At 56.8% G+C, this 18,486-nt stretch carries 13 protein-coding genes, 1 pseudogene and 1 CRISPR repeat array (1 of these 15 only partly in view); of the genes and pseudogenes, 7 read left to right on the forward strand and 7 right to left on the reverse strand.

What is annotated here, in order from left to right:
- Positions 1–32: 32 nt before the first annotated feature.
- The 4 genes from O1Q98_RS09470 to O1Q98_RS09485 are packed head-to-tail and all read left to right on the forward strand — an operon-like array spanning position 33 to position 4,009.
- Positions 33–1,472 (forward strand): circularly permuted type 2 ATP-grasp protein, encoded by a 1,440-nt coding sequence (locus O1Q98_RS09470; RefSeq protein ID WP_125258061.1) that lies wholly within the window; start codon positions 33–35, stop codon positions 1,470–1,472.
- Entirely contained in the window at positions 1,466–2,395 is a 930-nt protein-coding gene (locus tag O1Q98_RS09475) for an alpha-E domain-containing protein (protein ID WP_125258060.1), read from the forward strand. Before O1Q98_RS09470 ends, O1Q98_RS09475 begins: the two co-directional genes overlap by 7 nt.
- Positions 2,392–3,231: a transglutaminase family protein gene (locus O1Q98_RS09480; RefSeq protein WP_125258059.1), complete on the forward strand. Its 840-nt coding sequence runs from the start codon at positions 2,392–2,394 to the stop codon at positions 3,229–3,231. Before O1Q98_RS09475 ends, O1Q98_RS09480 begins: the two co-directional genes overlap by 4 nt.
- A gap of 46 nt (positions 3,232–3,277) precedes the next feature.
- Positions 3,278–4,009, forward strand: coding sequence for a proteasome-type protease (locus O1Q98_RS09485; RefSeq protein ID WP_125258058.1), 732 nt, complete (start codon positions 3,278–3,280; stop codon positions 4,007–4,009).
- 81 nt (positions 4,010–4,090) lie between these two features.
- Here the strand turns inward: O1Q98_RS09485 and O1Q98_RS09490 are convergent, their stop codons facing one another.
- The 6 genes from O1Q98_RS09490 to O1Q98_RS09515 all read right to left on the reverse strand — a co-directional run bounded on the left by O1Q98_RS09490 (position 4,091) and on the right by O1Q98_RS09515 (position 10,704).
- On the reverse strand, positions 4,091–4,585 hold the full coding sequence (locus O1Q98_RS09490) for a hypothetical protein (protein WP_125258057.1): 495 nt from the start codon (positions 4,583–4,585) through the stop codon (positions 4,091–4,093).
- A 99-nt stretch (positions 4,586–4,684) separates the two neighbouring features.
- Positions 4,685–6,280 carry an ABC transporter ATP-binding protein gene (locus tag O1Q98_RS09495; RefSeq protein ID WP_125258056.1) on the reverse strand — a complete coding sequence of 532 codons (1,596 nt, stop codon included), beginning with the start codon at positions 6,278–6,280 and terminating at the stop codon, positions 4,685–4,687.
- Complete coding sequence (locus O1Q98_RS09500) at positions 6,273–7,094, reverse strand: ABC transporter permease (protein WP_125258055.1); 822 nt, start codon at positions 7,092–7,094, stop codon at positions 6,273–6,275. The genes O1Q98_RS09495 and O1Q98_RS09500 overlap by 8 nt, the downstream gene beginning before the upstream one ends.
- 28 nt (positions 7,095–7,122) lie before the next feature.
- Positions 7,123–8,031 (reverse strand): ABC transporter permease, encoded by a 909-nt coding sequence (locus O1Q98_RS09505; RefSeq protein WP_240632696.1) that lies wholly within the window; start codon positions 8,029–8,031, stop codon positions 7,123–7,125.
- Between the two features lie 124 nt (positions 8,032–8,155).
- The gene (locus tag O1Q98_RS09510) at positions 8,156–9,682 is read right to left on the reverse strand and encodes an ABC transporter substrate-binding protein (protein ID WP_125258053.1); all 1,527 of its coding nucleotides are present in this window, start codon (positions 9,680–9,682) and stop codon (positions 8,156–8,158) included.
- Positions 9,683–9,792: 110 nt separating this feature from the next.
- The gene (locus O1Q98_RS09515; protein WP_125258052.1) at positions 9,793–10,704 is read right to left on the reverse strand and encodes a homocysteine S-methyltransferase family protein; all 912 of its coding nucleotides are present in this window, start codon (positions 10,702–10,704) and stop codon (positions 9,793–9,795) included.
- A 402-nt stretch (positions 10,705–11,106) separates the two neighbouring features.
- On the opposite strand from O1Q98_RS09515, the pseudogene nrdD reads away from it, so the two are divergent.
- Both nrdD and nrdG read left to right on the forward strand, forming a co-directional pair.
- Positions 11,107–13,246, forward strand: a pseudogene (gene nrdD, locus O1Q98_RS09520) (anaerobic ribonucleoside-triphosphate reductase).
- A 94-nt stretch (positions 13,247–13,340) separates the two neighbouring features.
- The gene (nrdG, locus tag O1Q98_RS09525) at positions 13,341–13,805 is read left to right on the forward strand and encodes an anaerobic ribonucleoside-triphosphate reductase-activating protein (protein ID WP_125258050.1); all 465 of its coding nucleotides are present in this window, start codon (positions 13,341–13,343) and stop codon (positions 13,803–13,805) included.
- A gap of 86 nt (positions 13,806–13,891) precedes the next feature.
- Here nrdG and O1Q98_RS09530 read toward each other — a convergent pair whose 3' ends face one another.
- A complete protein-coding gene (locus O1Q98_RS09530) occupies positions 13,892–14,347 on the reverse strand; it encodes a YhbP family protein (protein ID WP_125258049.1) in 456 nt (151 codons plus the stop codon).
- Positions 14,348–15,353: 1,006 nt separating this feature from the next.
- Here O1Q98_RS09530 and O1Q98_RS09535 point away from each other — a divergent pair.
- Positions 15,354–17,042 (forward strand): methyl-accepting chemotaxis protein, encoded by a 1,689-nt coding sequence (locus O1Q98_RS09535; RefSeq protein ID WP_125258048.1) that lies wholly within the window; start codon positions 15,354–15,356, stop codon positions 17,040–17,042.
- Positions 17,043–17,112: 70 nt separating this feature from the next.
- Positions 17,113–18,486: direct repeats of the CRISPR family, unit length 29 nt; unit sequence CGGTTTATCCCCGCTGGCGCGGGGAACAC (it continues 364 nt past the right edge of the window).

The raw sequence follows: 18,486 nt of genomic DNA on the forward strand, positions 1-18,486 counted from the left end.
ATCTTCTATCAAGCGGAATGCAGGGGATGACAATGATAAAAATGACGCTTCCGGGGGCGGCTTATTACGATGAGATGCTCACCGCAGCAGGTCAGCAACGCCCGCACTATGATGCCTACTGGCAATGGTTGCAGCAGACTGACCAGCACGCTATCCGCCAGAAGAAAGAGCAGGCGGAATTACTGTTTCACCGGGTGGGGATTACTTTTAATGTCTATGGCGAAGAGGGCGGCACCGAGCGCCTGATCCCGTTTGACAGCGTGCCGCGTATTATTCCGGCCCATGAGTGGAAAATGCTCGACCTCGGCATTCGCCAGCGGGTCAAAGCCCTGAACGCCTTTCTCTACGACATCTATCACCAGCAGCACATCCTGAATGCCGGTATCGTGCCCCGTGAACAGGTGCTGGCCAACGAGCAGTACCAGCCCTGTATGCAGGGTGTTGATCTGCATAATAATATTTATGCGCACATTACCGGTATTGACATGGTACGTAACAGCGACGGGCGCTATTACGTGCTGGAAGACAATTTGCGCACCCCTTCCGGCGTCTCTTATATGCTGGAAAACCGCAAAATGATGATGCGCCTCTACCCCGACCTTTTCGCCAGCCAGCACATCGCCCCGGTTGAGCGCTACCCCAGTTATCTGTTGCAGACGCTGCGTGAAAGCACCCACGTTGATGACCCGACCGTGGTGGTGATGACGCCAGGCCGCTTTAACAGCGCTTACTTTGAGCACAGTTTTCTCGCCCAGCAGATGGGGGTTGAGCTGGTGGAAAGCGCCGATCTGTTCGTCAAAGAAGGCGGTGTCTACATGCGCACCACCGAAGGCCCATGCCGGGTGGATGTCATCTACCGCCGCCTTGATGATGCATTCTTAGACCCACTGGCCTTCCGCGCCGATTCCATGCTCGGTGTGCCGGGTTTGCTGTCGGTGTATCGCACCGGTGGCGTGGTGCTGGCCAACGCCATCGGCACCGGCGTGGCGGACGACAAATCCATCTATCCATATGTACCGGAGATGATCCGCTTTTATCTCTCCGAGGAGCCGATTCTCGGCAATATTCCCACCTGGCAATGCCGCAAGCCTGAAGACCTCAGCTATGTGCTGGCGCATCTCGACAGCATGGTGGTCAAAGAGGTACACGGAGCCGGTGGCTACGGCATGCTGGTCGGCCCGAAATCGACGCGCCAGCAAATTGAGGAGTTTCGTCTGCGCTTGCTGGCTAACCCCGGCAACTACATCGCGCAAGATACATTGGCGCTCTCCACCTGCCCGACCTTTGTCGAAGAGGGGCTGGCCCCGCGCCATATCGACCTGCGCCCGTTCGCACTGTATGGCGAGGAGATAAGGCTGGTGCCGGGCGGCCTGACGCGCGTGGCCCTAACCGAAGGCTCATTGGTGGTGAACTCCTCGCAAGGGGGCGGCACCAAAGACACCTGGGTGATGGAGGAGGACGAATCATGTTAAGCCGTACCGCCAGTGAACTGTATTGGATGGCGCGCTACTTAGAGCGCGCTGAGAGTTTTGCCCGGGTGCTGGATGTCACCTACAAACTGTCGATGATGCCGCGCCACAATCAGCAACAAAACGATCTGGCACTGCCGCTCAACCTGACGTTTACCCACGAACTGTTTCAGCAGCGCTATGCCCGTTTCACCATGAATAACCTGCTGAATTTCTTTGCGCTCGATAGCCACAACCCCAGCAGTATTTACAGTTGCATCGAGATGGCGTGGAACAACGCCCACGCGGTGCGCGGCAGTCTGTCATCGGAAGTGTGGGAGTGCATCAACACCACCCGCATCGATATCCGTAACCTGCGCCAGTCGGGGGTGGATAAAATCGGTATCGACGCTTTTTTTGACTGGGTGAAAGAGCGCGCCCACCTGTTTCGCGGCGCGATGTTCGGCACGTTGCTGCGTAACGACGCCCAATGTTTTATTCGCATCGGCACCTTGATTGAACGCGCCTATGCCACGGCGCAGTTACTCTCGGTCAAAGACCAACAGCTCAACACCGACCCTGACCCGGTACGCGAATATTACCGGCTGGATACCCTGCTGCGCGCCGTCAGCGCCCGTGAAGCCTACCACAGTATCTATCGCCAGCCGATTGACCGGGAAACCGTCACTGAGCTGTTGGTATTACGCAACGACGTGCCGCGATCGCTGCACGCCTGCGTCGGCGATTTGGTGCAGCAACTGGAGATGATCGCCAATGAACGGGCGCGCGTACCGCAGCGGCTGGCCCACCTGCTGCACGTCGAGCTGCGTTTTGGCTCGCTTGACGAGGTGCTGGCCGATGACCTGCAACCCTACCTAAACCGCTTTATGATGAAAATCAACGAACTGGCTGACAGCATCCGTCATACCTATCTGGAGGCGCTATGAAACTGACCATCAATCACCTCACGCACTACCGCTATGATGAAGAAGTGAAATTCAGCACCCAGTACCTGCGACTGACACCGCAGAGCTCGGCGCGCCAGCATATCCGCGAGTGGAAACTGACGCTGCCGACTGCCGCCGTCGCGACGACCGATGCCTATGGCAATCTGATGCATGTCTTAACGCTCGACAGCCCGCACCATGACATTCTGATTCACGCGCAAGGCGTGGTGGAGATTGCCGAAAATATCGAGGAATCGCAGGAAAGCGACGATGGCCTGTCGCCACTGGTGTTCTTGCGCAACACAGAGCTAACTCAAGCCGATGACGCGATACGCGACTTCGCCCGGCGCTATTATCGGGAGGCCGACCCGCTCGGCAGCCTGGATACACTGATGGCAGAATTGCGGCTGAAAATGCCGTATACTCCGGGCGCGACGCAGGTGCAGGACACCGCCTGCGTCGCCTTTGCCAAGGGCAAGGGCGTTTGTCAGGATCACACCCATGTCTTCCTGGCCTGTTGCCGCAGCCTGCGTATTCCGGCGCGCTATGTCAGCGGCTATGTCTACAGCCGCGATACCACGCATGTCGCCATGCACGCCTGGGCTGAAGTGTGGTTTGACGAACGCTGGCACAGCTTTGACATCACCAACAATACCCGCAGGCTCAATCAGCATTTGCGCCTGGCGATAGGGATGGATTATCTGGATGCCTGCCCGGTGCGCGGCAGCCGCCTTGGCGGTGGCTGTGAAGAGATGTTCTCGCAAGCGGCTGTCAGCCTGTTCGAACGCCAGCCATTCGAGCGCCAACAACAGGTACAGCAACAACAGCAGCAATAGCGAGAACGGTAAACCCTATTTCGTTGAGTCGGTAAAAAGGTACTGTATGACCTACTGTGTGGCCATGCGTCTGTCTGACGGGCTGGTTTTCGCTTCTGACTCCCGCACCAATGCGGGGGTTGACCACATTGCAACCTTCAGAAAGCTTCATGTCTTCCATCAGGAAGGCGAGCGGGTGTTGGTGATTCAATCGGCGGGCAATCTTGCCACCACGCAGAGCATCATCAGCCTGCTTAAGGCGCGCATTCACGCCCAGCACACGCCGAACCTGATGCAAACCAGTACCTTGTATGAAGCCGCTACGCTGGTGGGGGAAACGGTACGCGAGGTTATCCACCGCGACAGTCTGGCGCAGCAAAATGGCGGCAGCACCAATTTTGGCTGCAACCTGCTGCTGGGCGGTCAGATTGGCGATGAAGCGCCGCGTCTGTTTCACATCTATCCCGAGGGGAATTTTATCGAGGCCACCGCTGACACCCCCTACTTCCAGATTGGCGAAAGCAAGTACGGCAAACCGATTATCGACCGGGTGCTGACGGCAGACACGCCGCTGGAGCAGGCGATGTGCTGTGCGCTGATTTCGATTGACTCCACGCTGCGCAGTAACCTGTCGGTCGGCCTGCCGCTGGATGTGATGATTTATCGCACCGGTCGCTTTGATGTCAGCGAGCAGCGCCGTATCACAGAAAATGACCCCTACTTTGTCACCATTCGCAAAGCCTGGTCAGAAGGGTTACTCAATACCTTCCGCCAGTTACCGCCGTTTCCAGAGCAGTAACCCCAAAACACACCGCCGGGCAGCGTCTTGAGATGCCCGGCGTTGCGCGATGATTAGCCAAGAGGTTATTGGCCAAGACGATTATTGGCTGAGACGATCGCTCTTCACCCAGCCTTCAAACATCACACCGGCTTTGTTGTAATAGGTGATGGAATAAAACCCCTTCCATTCACGATAGGCAGTGACACGATCGCCCGGCACAATAAACACCCGTTTGTTCAGGCACTCGTCATGTGGCCCGAAATAAAAATAGAGCCGGTCTTTGCCTGAAACGGTATACGCTGACGTATTACCGGTAATCACTTTGCCGTTGTCTGCCGCATACAGGTTCAACCCTTCACACTGGGTCGATGCCATTGGCACCGTGGTGTTCTTGCTATTCGCACCGCTATTATTCGCGCCGCTATTGCCATTGCCACTCGCACTGCCAGTAGCACCCGCAGCAGCGCTGGTGTTATTGCCGGTATTCGCCGCCAGCGTGGTTGCAGGCGCACACCACGCCGCCGCCAGCAACATTATCAGGTTGAGAACACGGTTAAATCCCCGCGCACCGCTCTCTCGCTTTACGTCCTTCACGCGCATACGTTCCTCATCAATACTTCAGCCAGGGTGATTAAATGCCCGCTATCTTACCAGTAACCTTTTGTTTTCGCTGTATAGGCTTTATTTAATCGGTTAGCTCCACTGCGCCATCACCTCTTGCAGCCAGCCGCAGCGCATTTCCGGCACTGCCAGCAGTAACTGCCGGGTGTAGTCATCAAGCGGTGCGGACAACGCCTGCGTGACCGGCCCCTGACGCACAATGCGGCCATGACGCAACACCGCCACGCTATCGGCCACCTCGCGCACCACGTGCAGATCATGGGTAATAAACAGGTATGCAACACCGGTTTCCTGCTGAATTTGCCGCAACAGCGCCAGCACCTCGCGGGCCACCAGCGGGTCAAGCGCGGAGGTCGGCTCGTCGCAGACGATCACCTGCGGCTGTGCGGCTAACGCGCGGGCAATACACACGCGCTGCTTTTGCCCGCCGGAGAGCGCCGTCGGGTAGCGCTGCGCCAGCTCCGGCGACAACCCCACCTGATGCAGTAAGTCATGCAACCGCGTGCGCCGCTCGGCACGGTGCAGCGAGGTCAGGCACACCATCGCGCGCTCAATCTGCACACCAACCGGCAGACGCGGATTGAGCGCGGTATCCGGGTGTTGATGAATCATCTGAATCGCCTGTAACTGCGCGCGACTGCGCTGCGCCAACCGAGGAGGCAACGGCTCGCCGTTGAGATGAATCTCCCCCCCGGCCGGGGCCAATAATCCGCACAATGTGCGCCCCAGTGTCGATTTGCCCGAGCCGGATTCGCCAATCACCGCCAGCGTTTGCCCGCGCGCCAGTTGTAATGAGAGATCGTGTAACACCGGTTGCTGATGATAGTGCGCCCCCAAATGCTGCACGGTCAGCACCTTGTCGTCACTGGCGGGTTGCGGTGTTTTCGGCTCGCCGCGCGCCTGGAGCAAATCACGGGTGTAGGGCTGGGTCGGGTTTGCCAGCATCTCGGCTGTCGCGCCGATTTCCACCTGCTTGCCGTGGCGCAACACCATAATGCGATCGCTAATTTGCGCCACCACCGCCAAATCATGGCTGATATACAGCGCCGCCACGCCACTGAGCCGGATAATCTCGCTGATGGCATTGAGCACGCCAAGCTGGGTGGTAACATCCAGCGCCGTGGTCGGTTCATCAAAAATAATCACATCCGGTTTGGCGCACATCGCCATGGCTATCATCGCGCGCTGCAACTGCCCGCCGGACACCTGATGGGGGTAGCGCTGAAAAAACGTCTGCGGATCGGGCAGCGAAAGCTGGCCAAACAGCTCGATAGCGCGGCTGATAGCCTGCTGGCGCGTCAGCACCCGATGACGCACCGCGCTTTCAATCACCTGCTCGCCAATGCGCTGCGCCGGATTAAACGAGGCACTGGCAGACTGCGCCACATAAGCGATGCGTCGCCCGCGCACCTGTCGTAGCTGTTTTTCCGATAACGCGGCTAAATCCTGCCGGGTATCGCCCTGACCAAACCAGATATGGCCGTCAGCAATGCGCATCCCGTGGCGACAGTGGCCCAAAATCGCCTGACCAATGGTGGACTTGCCCGCGCCCGACTCACCAATCAGCCCCAGCACCTCACCCTGATGCAGGCTAACGCTGATGTCGTCAACCAGCGTGCGATCACCGGCGACCACACGCAGTTTCTCCAGCCGCAATAACTCATCCATGGCGGCCCCCGCGCCAGTTGCGCCCGTCTTTATCAAGCAACCAGTCCGCCACCACATTAAGCGACACCGCCAGCAGCGCGATTGCCGCTCCCGGCACCAGCGCCGCCCACACGCCAAACAGAATGCCGTCTTTGTTATCGCGCGCCAGCCCGCCCCAGTCCGCCGTCGGCGGCTGAATACCCAGGCCCAAAAACGACAGTGCCGAGAGAAACAGTAAAATAAAGATAAAGCGCAGCGCAAACTCCGCCACCAGCGTGTTACGCGCGTTCGGTAAAATTTCCTGCCACAAGATCCAGCGCATCGACTCACCGCGCAGCCGCGCTGCTTCGATAAACTCTTGCGTGGCGATATCCAGCGCCAGCGAGCGCGACACCCGCAGCACGCGGGTCGCCTCCAGCACGCCCAGCACCAGAATGATGATGAAGGTGCTTTTCGGCAGCATCGCCAGCACCACCAGCGCCAGAATCAGGGTCGGGATCGCCATCAGTACATCGTTGATGCGGGAAATCAGTTGATCGACCGCACCGCCGCACACCCCGGCCAGAAAGCCAAGCCCGGTGCCGATAACAAACGCCAGCAGCGCCGCCAGCGCCGTGACAGCCAGTGAGGTACGGGTGCCCCAAATCAGGCGCGAGAACAGGTCACGCCCCAGATTATCGGTACCGAGTAAGGCATGCGGCATCGGCCCAAGCCAGGCACCGCCCACCACGCGATCGGCCGGATACGGCGCAAGCCAGGGGGCGAACAGCGCCACGCCAATAAACACACTCAGCCCCAACAGGCCGAGCACCACGGAAGGTTTCACAGCAGGCATTAACAGATATCCATTCGGTTGACGGGTTTCACCGTCGGGCATGACGCAAACGCGGGTTAGCCATCAAAGAGACCACATCCGCCAGCAGGTTGAGCAGAATATAAATCGCCGCCAGCACCAGCGCACAGCCCTGAATCACCGGCATGTCACGTTTACTGATGCTATCAACCATATACTGCCCCAGCCCCGGATACACAAACACGTTCTCCACAATCACCACCCCCACCATCAGGTAGGCAAGGTTAAGCACGATAACGTTGATAATCGGCCCCCAGGCATTGGGCAACACATGGCGCAATAGAATAGCGGAAGGCGACAGCCCTTTTAACAGCGCGGTATCCACATAAGCGGCGTTTTGCGCACTGATTAGCGCCGCGCGCGTCATGTTGCTCATGTGCCCCAGCACCGCCAGCACCAGCGTCAGGCACGGCAGCGCGATAGCGCTCAGGTGCGCGCCCAACGGCATCCCGGCGCTGACACTGCTGTTACTGGGCAGCCAAAACAGGGTGATGGAAAAAATCAGGATCAATAAGTAGCCGGAGAAAAACTCCGGCAACGCCACCGCAATACGGGCGAGAAGATTGAGCAGCCGGTCAAGCAGGCTGCCCTGAAAACGTACCGACAAAAACCCCATCAGCAGCGCCAGCGGGACAGCAATTAACGCGGTGCAACCGGCCAAAAACAGCGTGTTCTCAAGTCGCCAGGCCAACACCGGCGCAATCGCCTGGCGGCTGGTAAAGCTCTGGCCGAAATCCCCTTGCAACACGCCCCACAACCAGCCGACATAACGCGCCAGCGCCGGTTTATCCAGCCCGAGCTGGGCATTGAGCGCACGCACCGCCTCTGGCGTCGCCGTTTGCCCTAAAATGGCGGTCGCCGCATTGCCGGGCAGTAGCTGAATGCCGGCAAAAATCAGCAGCGACACCACCGCGACCATCACCACGCCAGCCAGCAAACGCTGCAACGTCAACCCCAGCAGCGGGTGATGTTCACTCCATTGATTCACAGCCACCCATCGATTCACAGCCGTGCGTCGGTGCAAAAATGTCACAATATCCGCCTTAAGCCAGCCACACTTTTTCCGCTGCGCGGTTGCCACTGAGCGGGAAGCCCGGGATTGCCGTCAGCCCTTTCACCTTGTTGCTGCACGCATCCAGCGCGTCGGCATACAGCGGGATGATTTCACTGCCTTTATCCACCAGCATCACCTGAATGTCGTGGTAAATCTGGCGGCGTTTCTCTTCGTTTTGCTCACCGCGCGCCGCGCGAACGAGCTGGTCAAACGCGTCGTTCTTCCACGCCGACTCGTTCCACGGTGCCTGACTGGTGAACACCAGCGACAACAGCGCATCGGCCGTCGGGCGAATCGACCAGTTGGAGGAGACAAACGGTTTCTTCATCCAGACGTTATCCCAGAAACCGTCATCCGGCACGCGCTCGACATTTAAGGTGATACCGGCTTTTTGCGCCGCCACCTGATACAACTGCCCGGCGTCCACCGCCCCTGGGAAACCGGCATCGGCCACCGAGAGCGTCAGCGGGCCGCTAAAACCGGACTTCTGCCAGTGCCATTTGGCTTTTTCCGGGTCATACGGGCGTTGCGGCAGGTCTTTGGCGAAATAGCGGTTAGACGGGAAAATCGGGTTATCGTTCGCCACGCTGCCGTATCCACCCAGCACGGTGTCGATAATTTGCTGGCGGTCGATGCCGTATTTCAGCGCCAGACGCGCGTCTTCGTTGTTAAACGGCGCAACATCGCCCAACCCGGCAAAGGTAAAAATCTGGCTGTCGCGCGAGCGCAACAGTTGCAGCGTCGGCATCGCCTGAATACGGCTGACGATACGCGGGTTCACGCGGTTGATGATATGGGCCGAGCCGCTCACCAGCGCCGCCACGCGCGCCGTAGAATCATTCATCGCCAGTGTTTCCACCGAGTCCACATGGCCGCGCGCCGGGTTCCAGTGGTTCGGATTGCGTTTCACCAGCGTGCGCACGCCCGGCTGGAAGCTGTCCAGAATGAACGCGCCGGTGCCGATGCCTTTATCGAAATTCTCATTTTCCGGCGTGATGGCAAAATGCACGTCGCCCAACAGCGCGATAAATTCCACGTTCGGTTCATTAAGGCGAATGGTCACTTCATGGCTGTCGGTTGCCTCTATCGCCGTCACCGGATCAAGATAGCTTTTCACCGACGAGCTCGATTTCTCGCCGCGATGGTGGTTGAGTGAATAGATGACGTCTTTGGCGGTCAGCGCACGGCCATCGTGGAACTGCACGCCTTTGCGGATCTTGAGCACCCAGGTGCGCCCGCCCTCTTTGCTCTCCCACGACTCCGCCAGCGATGGCGTCAGCTCGCCTTTCTCATCCAGTTCGACCAAATTGTTAAACAGCTGGGAGCCGACAAAGTACATGTAGGTTTCAAACCAAAAAGCCGGGTCGAGGCGGTCAGAACTGGAGGCGTTATCCACCCCGACAATCAGATGACCGCCCTTTTTCGGCGTGTCTTCTGCACCAAAGGCCATACCAAACGGCAGGCTGGCCGCAACAGACAGGGCGCAGGCGCTCTTAATAAAATGACGACGATTCATGTTGTGTTCCCTTTGTAAGGCGCCACCGCTGCCGGTGGTCATTATCGTTATGTTTTTACACTGTCATCCGGTTGTTATACATCCGGTTGTTATACACCGGGTGTGTGCGGCTAACCGTCGTGGCGGCTAAACGCCTGCGCCAGACGCGCAATGTGCTCCGGGCCAATACCACAGCAGCCGCCAACCAGCGTTGCGCCCTGCGCCACCCACTCCTGCGCCCATTGCAGGTAGCCTTGCGGGTGCGTGTCGGTACGTAGTTGACTCAGCCCTTCATTGGCACCGCGCTGATTATCCTCAGGCTCGAACGCATTCGCATACACCCCAACCCCAGGCGCACCGGCCTGCTCACCAAAATGCGCCCGTGCCTGTGCCACCGCTGAGGCCATCACTTCCGGGCGGCTGCAATTAAATAACAGGTTCGCCGCTTTCAGCCGTAGCGCTGCTGCCGCTGCGTCACTCACGCTTTCACCGGAGCGCAGCCGGGCGTTGCCGTTGGCATCCAGTTCATCTTGCAGCGTAAATGACAACCACAGTTCGCGCGGGTCATCGGCCAGCAGCTCACGCACCAGCGCCACTTCCGCCACCGCGCTTTGCGTTTCCGCCAGCCACACATCCACATACGGGCTTAATGCGTTGATAAGCGTATTGAGGATAGGCGTGGCGGCGGCGGCATCAAACAAGTCCGGGCGGTAAGAGCCCAGCACCGGCGGCAGTGAACCGGCAACCCGCACCGCATGAGGAGCGGCATCCGCCGCCTGACGCGCCAGCTCACCGGCAAGGGAGGCCAACGCCGCGCCGCGCGCTGCAAAGACCGCATCACCAACATGAAACGGCACCACCGCATAGCTGTTGCTGGTTATCACCTGCGCACCGGCGGCGATAAAGCTGTCATGCACCTGACGCACATGTGCGGGCGACTCCATCAACGCCAGTGCTGACCACTCCGGCTGGCGAAACGGCGCACCGATTCGCGCCAGCTCGCGCCCCATTCCCCCATCAAGAATCACAACATGCTCTGCCATTGTCTTTCCTTCCCGTTGCGTCAGTACACTGCGTCGTTATTTCACGCCACCATACAAAAAGCAGTTATGGAAGTCTAGATGCCTTGATAGCTAAAAAAGGAGAAATGACTGCCATTCCCACACTAACGCTCTCCCGCTTACCCCAAATTGATTACGGTTTATACAAGACTGATTTCTCTACGATGCCCAAATTTCATTGAGCCAGGTCAATTTTGGCGTGATAAAAGCAGGCACACCCTCGGGCAAATTCAATATATAGTGTCTATCCTTTTTATCGTGACCTACATATTGTGTTTATCCACAAACCATCCACAGCCCCCGCATCCGTTGTCCGGTGCGGCTTTCGCCTGTGGATAACCTCAACAACCGTTGCTGGAAACGGGAAACACACCGAGGAACAACATGAAACCAGTAGTGATTAAACGGGACGGGTGCCAGGTACCTTTTGACGAAAACCGCATCAAAGATGCCATTATCAAGGCATCGCAGGCTGTCAACGTTAACGATGAGGATTACTGCGCTACCGTGGCCTGTGCCGTCGCTCAACATATGCAAGGAAAAGCGCGCGTTGAGATCCATGACATTCAGCATACCGTGGAAAATCTGCTGATGTCTGGCAAGTACAAACAACTGGCTCGCGCCTATATCGAATACCGCCATGACCGTGATGTCGCACGCGAGCGTCAGGGTCGTCTCAATCAGGAAATTCGTGGTCTGGTTGAACAAAGTAATATGGCGTTACTGAACGAAAACGCCAATAAAGACAGCAAGGTTATCCCCACCCAGCGTGACCTGCTGGCCGGGATTGTCGCCAAGCACTACGCCAAACAGCATATTCTGCCTCGTGACGTAGTGCTGGCGCACGAACGCGGCGAAATTCACTATCACGATCTCGACTACTCGCCATTCTTCCCCATGTTTAACTGCATGCTCATCGATCTGGGCGGCATGTTGACGCAAGGGTTTAAAATGGGGAATGCGGAAATTGAGCAGCCAAAATCCATTTCTACCGCCACGGCGGTGACAGCGCAGATTATCGCGCAGGTCGCCAGCCACATTTACGGCGGCACCACCATCAACCGTATTGATGAAATTCTCGCGCCATTCGTCACCGCCAGCCATGAGAAACACAAAGCCGTCGCTCTTGAGTGGCAGATACCGGACGCCGAAGGCTACGCGCACAGCCGCACGGAAAAAGAGTGCTATGACGCCTTCCAGTCACTGGAATATGAAGTCAACACCCTGCACACCGCCAACGGCCAGACGCCGTTTGTCACCTTCGGTTTTGGCCTCGGCACCAGTTGGCAGTCGCGCTTGATTCAACAATCTATCCTGCGTAATCGCATCGCCGGGCTGGGTAAAAACCACAAAACGGCGGTGTTCCCGAAACTGGTGTTCGCCATCCGTGACGGCGTGAACCACAAACCGGGTGACGCGAACTACGACATCAAACAGTTAGCGCTAGAGTGCGCCAGCAAGCGCATGTACCCGGATATTCTCAATTACGATCAGGTGGTGGAAGTCACCGGTTCGTTCAAAACGCCGATGGGCTGTCGCAGCTTCCTTGGCGAGTATGAAGAGAACGGCAAGCCTATCCACGATGGGCGCAATAACCTTGGCGTCATCAGCCTGAACCTGCCACGCATCGCACTGGAAGCGGGTGGCGATGAAGCCCGTTTCTGGACATTGCTGGATAAGCGCCTTCAGTTGGCGAAAAAAGCGCTCATTGACGCGCATCGCGCGGCTGGAAAATGTCAAAGCCCGCGTAGCGCCTATACTGTATATGGAAGGGGCCTGCGGTGTGCGCCTGCAAGCTGACGACAATATCGCCGAGATTTTCAAGAATGGCCGCGCGTCCATCTCGCTGGGCTATATCGGCATCCATGAGACCATCAACGCGCTGTTTGGCGATGAACAGCACCTGTTTGATGATGAAACCAAGCGGCAAAAAGCCGTGGCGATTGTCGCCCGCCTGAAAGCGGCAACCGATAGCTGGAAAGAGGAAACCGGCTACGGTTTTAGCCTGTACAGCACACCGAGCGAAAACCTGTGCGATCGTTTCTGCCGTCTGGACACGGCTGAATTTGGCGTGGTTTCCGGCGTTACCGACAAAGGTTACTACACCAACAGTTTCCATCTCGACGTGGAGAAAAAGGTCAATCCGTACCAAAAGATAGACTTTGAGGCCCCTTATCCGCCGCTGGCTAACGGTGGTTTTATCTGTTACGGCGAGTACCCCAACTTGCAGCATAACCTCAAAGCGCTGGAAGATGTGTGGGATTACAGCTACACCCGCGTGCCCTATTACGGCACCAACACCCCCATCGACGAGTGCTACGAGTGTGGTTTTACCGGTGAGTTCGCCTGCACCAGCAAAGGCTTTACCTGCCCGCAGTGCGGCAACCACGACTCGGCGCGCGTGTCGGTGACACGTCGGGTATGCGGCTATCTGGGCAGCCCGGATGCACGTCCGTTCAATGCCGGTAAGCAAGAAGAAGTCAAACGCCGGGTAAAACACTTAGCTAACGGTCAACTGGGCTGACAGTCTGCCTCGCCCCCAAGCCAAGGGGTGGCGCATTCGGCTCTAACGTTAAGCGATGCCGCCCCCATGGGCGGCCTTTTGAGCGGTTATCACTATGAACTACCATCAATACTACCCGGTGGATGTGGTCAACGGCCCTGGCACCCGCTGTACGCTGTTTGTCGCGGGCTGTGAGCATCAGTGTCCCGGCTGCTATAACAAAAGCACCTGGCGGCTCAACTCAGGCCATCTCTTCACCGCCGAACTGGAAGACCGCATTATCGCGGATTTGCGCTCCACCGAACTGCCGCTGCAAGGGCTGTCGCTCTCAGGCGGCGATCCGCTACATCCGCAAAACGTGCCTGACATACTGCGCCTGGTGGCGCGGGTGCGCGCGGAGTGCCCGACAAAGGATATCTGGATGTGGACGGGTTATCGGCTCGATGAACTGAGCCCTGCCCAGCAAGAGGTGGTGAACCTGATTAACGTGCTGGTCGATGGACGTTTCGTACAAGAGCAGCGCGATTTGACGCTGGTGTGGCGCGGCAGCCGCAATCAGGTGATTCATCACCTGCGTTAAGCCGCCGCGTGCTTTGTGGTTCGTTTGTTGTGGTTCGTTTGTTGTGGTTCGTTTTGTCGCCCGTGTCATCGGCACGGGCAACCGCGTTACACGGGTTCCGCCACCGCAGCGCGGCGCGTCCACAGGTGCTTTTTGCCAAACCCGAGCGCGTTATCAGTCATCTTGATTTCGTTGAGCGACAATTTCCAGATAGGCGCGCTGCTACTGCGGGCAATCGGGAAGCGGGTAATATAGCGATGACGTGCCAGCGTTTCCTCTTCCCCGCTCAGGCAACGGATTTCCCCCATAAACTGTATGCCTTTAATCAGTAACACACTTTTAGGCTGACCATTGACCGTACCCGCGACTCTGGCGCAACGACGCATAATGACGCCGTGCCGGGTGTCCGGTTCCGTCATCAGGTAAAAGGCGACCTGTTCATCGTCAAACACATAAAAGCAGTTGGCACACCATAAATCGTCATCAGCGCTGACACATAACGTCAGCACATGCAATTTTTTCAGATAGCGGGAAATCACTCCCAGGGTATTCTCTGCTTCCACGGCCTCTCCCCCGGTGGAACCTCGTTAATCCATGGCCGACTGAGAACCTCAGTCTCCTTATCACGAACTGCACATAATGCCACTTCCCGGGCAAAATAAAGACCTGTTGCGCGGCTATTTTGCCGACCCCAACGTGAAAAAAGGGATAACGTCTTCACAGAAAAGGTATTTCCGCTGGTGTGACCAGTTAGTTTCTATTCCGGCAAAACATATTATTGCCGTTATTCTGAGCATATCTGTGCCCAAACCCTATTTCAGCCATCAACCGGACGGCCACCAACCGTGCCATCGCTGCGCGAAAACAACCGCTCTCCGCGCCAAAAAAACCATCACGTCGTCAGCCAACATAGTTATCAACCAACATGGTTATCAACCAATATGGTTATCAGCCAACACAGTTATCGGCCAACACAGTTATCGGCCAACATGGTTATCAACCAACATAGTTGCCCAGCCTCGCGCGGTGATAATTCAAAATAATGTGAAGTGAATAATATATTGCTTAATCAGGCTTTGATTTCCTTGCGGCACTGTATCCTTAATACCTGAAATACCCACCAAGGAGGAAAAGAACGATAAAAAATAGTCAATCGAATAATCATCCGATATATCAGAACGTTTCTTGTTAATGAGAATAAGTATTAACACACTAAAAATGAATTAAATAGCATTAGCCGGCGATTAACTATAATTGAACACACAGCCACATCCTGTAGATCATTGCATTGCGAAAAGGCGCATATTGCAGAGATAACGGGTCAGGAAATACGGGTCAGGAGAGCCTGTTTAATCGTTCTATACCCCAAATAATTCGAGTTGCAGGAAGGCGGCAAGTAAGCGAATCCCGATGAGCTTACTCAAGTCAGTGATTCGGGTGAGCGAACACAGCCAACACACCGGCAACGTGAAGGATGACGGGTATACCGGCACCATTCGCTCAATATATCCGTTACGTCGAACATACTAGGGAATCTGACAACCGTTGCAGAGAAACCCGGGAGAAAAAATGAAAAACTACAAAATTGGTACTCGGCTATCCGTAGGGTTTGGAATACTCATCGCGTTCTCGTTAATCATGTTGGCCAGCGGTATTTATCAGCTGCGCCAGATTAGCCAAAACGCAGAACAAATCATGCAAATACCGTTGCGCAAAGAGCGTCTGGTGGCGGACTGGGCTGCCACGCTCGCCGCCGGTATCCAACGGGCGACGGCCACGGCGCGCAGCAGCGATGCCTCGCTGGCGCAGGTTTTCGCCGTAGATAATGCCAATGCCACCAAAGAGAACAACGAACGTGCCGCCCAGTTTACGGCGCTTGTCTCATCCAATGAGGAAAAGGCGCTGCTGGATAAGCTAAACGTTGACCGTCAGGCTTATATCAAGGCGCGAGACGATATTTTTGCCGCCAAATCCGCTGGCAACGCCGACCTGGCCAAACAGTTGTTTGAACAAAAACTGCAACCGGTCTCCGTGGAATACCAAAAGAGCATGAGCATACTGCGCGACTACCAACGCACCGGTATTGACCGCATGCGCGTAGAGATTGCCGATCGCGCCAATAACAGCTACCTGTTCCTCGGCGGACTGGGCGTGTTGATTACCCTTATCGGCTCACTGCTCGCCTGGATGCTGACCCGCAGTATCGTCCAGCCGTTGCAAAAAGCGGTGCGGGTGACGAACGCCGTTGCCAAAGGCGACCTCACCGAAACCATTATCCCGCAAGGGCGCGACGAACTGGCGCAACTGCAACACGCGCTACAGGAAATGACGCTGCAACTGCGCACCGTGGTGGGCGAAGTGCGCGAAGGGGCCGAAGCGATCGCCGGAGCCTCATCACAGCTCTCGGCAGGCAATCAGGATTTGTCTAACCGTACCGAGGAACAATCCGGCGCCCTGCAAGAAACCGCCGCCTCGATAGAGCAGCTCACTTCTACCGTTCGGCAAAATGCCGACAACGCCAGACAAGCCAGCCAGTTGGCGCAAGATACCGCCAGCCAGGCCCAGTCAGGCGGCCAACTGGTCGGCGATGTGGTGCAAACCATGGGTGCCATCGACAGTTCCTCCAAGAAAATTGTCGATATTATCGGCGTTATCGACAGCATCGCGTTTCAAACCAATATTCTGGCGCTGAATGCCGCCGTCGAAGCAGCCCGCGCCGGTGAACAGGGTCGCGGCTTTGCCGTGGTTGCAAGCGAAGTGCGCAGCCTGGCCCAGCGCAGCGCCTCGGCCGCCCGGGAAATCAAAGAACTTATCGATCACTCGGTACAAACCGTTGACGCAGGCAATCGTCTGGTGGAAAAAGCCGGGGTTTCCATTCAGGGTATTGTCGATGGCGTGCGCAAAGTCAGCGAGCTGGTGGGTGAAATCAGCGTCGCCAGTCAGGAGCAGTCGCTCGGCATTGAACAGGTCAACATGGCCATCAATAAGATGGAACAAACCACGTTGCAAAACGCCTCGCTGGTGCGAGAAGGCACCGATGCCACCCAAGCCTTACAGCAACAGGCCGAGCAATTAAAACAGGTAGTGAGCTTGTTTCATCTGCAACAAACCGGACAGAGCGCGTACCGTGCATCCAGCAACCAGCCGCTGCTCGCCAGCACCCCGGCAAAACCGGCGGCGGCGAAAACACTGGCCTTAAAACCCGCCGCCTCCTCGCGCAAAACCAAAAGCAGCGAAGATGACTGGCATTCATTTTAATCATCAGCCTGCGTAACGCAGTTCCATAAGCAAAAACCCGATGACGCGTACCGCCCGTCATCGGGTTTCTCTTTTTTACCCCGCTGGCGCGGGGAACACGGCAAGCTGGACGTTATCTATATTGGCACAATCGGTTTATCCCCGCTGGCGCGGGGAACACTTCCACCGGATCGACATGTATATGCCTGCCATACGGTTTATCCCCGCTGGCGCGGGGAACACAAAACGAGCGAGTCATAGTTGCCATACATCCCCGGTTTATCCCCGCTGGCGCGGGGAACACATCAAGAATTTTGCTCCAAAATATTTTTTCGTCGGTTTATCCCCGCTGGCGCGGGGAACACTCTAGGGCTGGGCCGTCATAAACAATTCTGAACGGTTTATCCCCGCTGGCGCGGGGAACACATCTGAGCCCGCAGTCGCTGGGTTTCCAATGCCGGTTTATCCCCGCTGGCGCGGGGAACACTCTTGCGGGCCTCTTGGCGATCAGCGATAGCCCGGTTTATCCCCGCTGGCGCGGGGAACACAATAATCACATATAGACACTATATCAGGCACTCGGTTTATCCCCGCTGGCGCGGGGAACACCAATAGATACCAGATTGCGAGGGTACTAATGACGGTTTATCCCCGCTGGCGCGGGGAACACGACATATTTATTGCCGTTATTATCGACCTGAACGGTTTATCCCCGCTGGCGCGGGGAACACCCGGCACTATACAGAGCAAAGAAATAATTACTCGGTTTATCCCCGCTGGCGCGGGGAACACTCCAGAAACTTGAACCGGGAAATAAAGTCCGGCGGTTTATCCCCGCTGGCGCGGGGAACACGCTCAATCACGAGTAACCTGTTAAGAGAGGATCGGTTTATCCCCGCTGGCGCGGGGAACACTATAGCAACTGATCCCGATGGTGAGGTGTGGGCGGTTTATCCCCGCTGGCGCGGGGAACACAGTGTCTTAACATAAACATTAGGCACAACACCCGGTTTATCCCCGCTGGCGCGGGGAACACATTATTCAACTCGATATAGTCCGCTCAAGGTACGGTTTATCCCCGCTGGCGCGGGGAACACCAAGCCTTGCGGCACTGCTGGATATGGCCGAACGGTTTATCCCCGCTGGCGCGGGGAACACTTCTCTACAATCGCGATAACCTCATCATCGGTCGGTTTATCCCCGCTGGCGCGGGGAACACTGGTCAGGGTGGCTTCATCAATGAGACAGGCGCGGTTTATCCCCGCTGGCGCGGGGAACACGCTGAATCAAAAAAGACAGCGCGGATGCTGGGCGGTTTATCCCCGCTGGCGCGGGGAACACCTTTTTCGGCGTCCATGTATGACTGGATCATGCGGTTTATCCCCGCTGGCGCGGGGAACACTGTCATAAGCCGCCAGTTTTTCCCGTTCTACGCGGTTTATCCCCGCTGGCGCGGGGAACACGT

The sequence above is a fragment of the Dickeya lacustris genome (assembly GCF_029635795.1).
Lineage (GTDB): Bacteria > Pseudomonadota > Gammaproteobacteria > Enterobacterales > Enterobacteriaceae > Dickeya > Dickeya lacustris.